Here is a 1,887-nt window from a genome sequence, read left to right on the forward strand (position 1 = left end):
AACCGCTGCTGAACCTGCGAATTGCCGTATCTGACCCCTTGGCGATGCTGCGGATTGTGCTGCCAGTGCGTCACGCGATCGCGGTTGATATTGATGTTGTTGTTGTTCCAGTTGATGTTGCCGCCCCAATAGCCGCCGGTCGCCCAGCGGCCGAGCGCGTAGGCGGTACCGAAAGCGAGCCCGGTCGCAATGACTCCGGTCGCGATGTAGCCCGGGGCTGGAAAGTAATAGGGCGTGCTCTCGGGATAGGGCCAGGCGCCGTAGACGACGCCAGGATCATAATAGGGCACATAGATGGTGTCGGATGTGGCTGGCGCGATGGCGATGGTCTGCCTTGCGCCCTCCTGCTGCACCGTCACCGTCTGCTGCGTGCCCGAGGTGAGCTTCTTGTTCTCGTAGGCCCGCGACCTCATCCGCTGGACAGCGTCCATGACGTCGGTTTCCTGAGCGAGAACGGCATCGCCGAGCTTCTGCGTCCATTCCAGGTTCTTGCTCATCATCTGGAGCACCGACGGCGTGGCGACCAATGCCTTGATGCTATCGTCCCAGGCCTGTTTCTCCGCGGCCGCCTTGAGTGCGTCTCCCTTGAGCTTCTTGTTCTCGGCAGCCCAGCGCTCGGCCTGAACGACTTCGAGCGGATAGGTCGAGGCCATCAGCACCTGAGCCAGCAGGGTGTCCGGATAGAGCGCTATCGGGGCTAGCAGCGCGTCGAGCTGCGCTGTCGCGAGCAGGGTCTGGTCGACCGGCAGGGCCGCGGGCGTCAGCGCTGCACCTGTCGAAGGAGTGGGCGCCTGCGCCTGCGCTTGCGCGAGGGATTGAAGGGGGGGGGCCAGGGCCAATACGCCCGCCAGCACGAAACGGAGAATCATCGCGCTCTCCCGATATCCGCTCCCTCGGAGCGCTCGCACCACCCCAGGGTATTCTGCCGGAGGGGCGCGGCCAGTATCAGCACGGCCCCGGATGCCCAATTCGAACCGTCGCTAGCGCGGATTGCCCGGTGCGGCGCCATGGGTGCGCTCCCACTCTCGCAGCCTCTCGAACGCCTCCTTGTTTGCGCGGGCCTCCTCCATTGCTTTCGTCATGAGGCCGCTCTGCATCATCATCTGGTTTTCGTAGATGGAATCCCACATGCAGCCATTGATCTTGTTGCATGAATTCGGTGTTCCGACAGTCTGCGCGGTAGCCATTACGCCAGATGTGACAAGAACTGCGGCGGCCATTACGACAGACGCTGCGAGGGTGATCAGCCTGCTCATCATCAAAGCCTCCACGATCAATTCGCGCACCGATCCGGGTAAGCTGCCACGCAAACCGTATCTGCCTATCGACTTGAGGCCACAGCCTATACCCACGCAGGACATCGCAATGCGCTCCGACCTGCCCGGTGAATTCTAGCGAATTCCTGCCGATAAGAACCTGTCCCTAAGGACAATACGCCGACGTCCCTCGATGTGCTGTTCTCAGCGCAGGATTTTTCAGCGGCAGTTTGCGCGGGCGCGGCCACGCCGCCCGCGGGCGGTCGAGCGGAACGTACCGAAAGCGATCTGAACCTCGACCTCGTTMAACCAGGGAAGGATTCGGAATGTCCAGCGCTGCCAAAGATGCGCGGTCGATCGACCATTTCTTCTCCGCACCGTCCGGACGCCATGATCGGTGGCGGGACCTTCATTCTCTCGCAAGATCCTGGGCCAATGGAGACGCAAAGCGGGGCGCCGTCGAGCAGGCCCTCGATGACCTGGGCGTGCTCGAGGAGTTCCATGCCTTTCCCGGCACGGAGCTGATCGCGGCGCTGCGCGAACGTCTCAGGAACGAGGACAAGGCCGGATTTCTCGCTCTTGCGAAGCGCATCTCGGTCGACATCATCACAGGCAACTACAAGCATGACGC

General features: G+C 62.2%; 2 protein-coding genes and 1 pseudogene. 1 reads left to right on the forward strand and 2 read right to left on the reverse strand.

The window, feature by feature from the left end:
* Both AC1DIO_RS35210 and AC1DIO_RS35215 read right to left on the reverse strand, forming a co-directional pair.
* Positions 1-869: DUF3300 domain-containing protein (locus AC1DIO_RS35210; protein ID WP_441509206.1), on the reverse strand; the 869-nt coding region annotated here is incomplete at its 3' end.
* Between the two features lie 111 nt (positions 870-980).
* Positions 981-1,256: a hypothetical protein gene (locus tag AC1DIO_RS35215; RefSeq protein ID WP_441509207.1), complete on the reverse strand. Its 276-nt coding sequence runs from the start codon at positions 1,254-1,256 to the stop codon at positions 981-983.
* Positions 1,257-1,582: 326 nt separating this feature from the next.
* Here AC1DIO_RS35215 and AC1DIO_RS35220 point away from each other — a divergent pair.
* Positions 1,583-1,887 (forward strand): annotated as a pseudogene (locus AC1DIO_RS35220) (decarboxylase); the annotation flags it as partial.

It is taken from the genome of Allobosea sp. 05T439, assembly GCF_056396005.1.

What these genes read in the sequence shown, in the direction of transcription:
- AC1DIO_RS35215 (WP_441509207.1), bottom strand. Translation starts at nt 1,256, where the DNA reads ATGAGCAGGCTGATCACCCTCGCAGCGTCTGTCGTAATGGCCGCCGCA.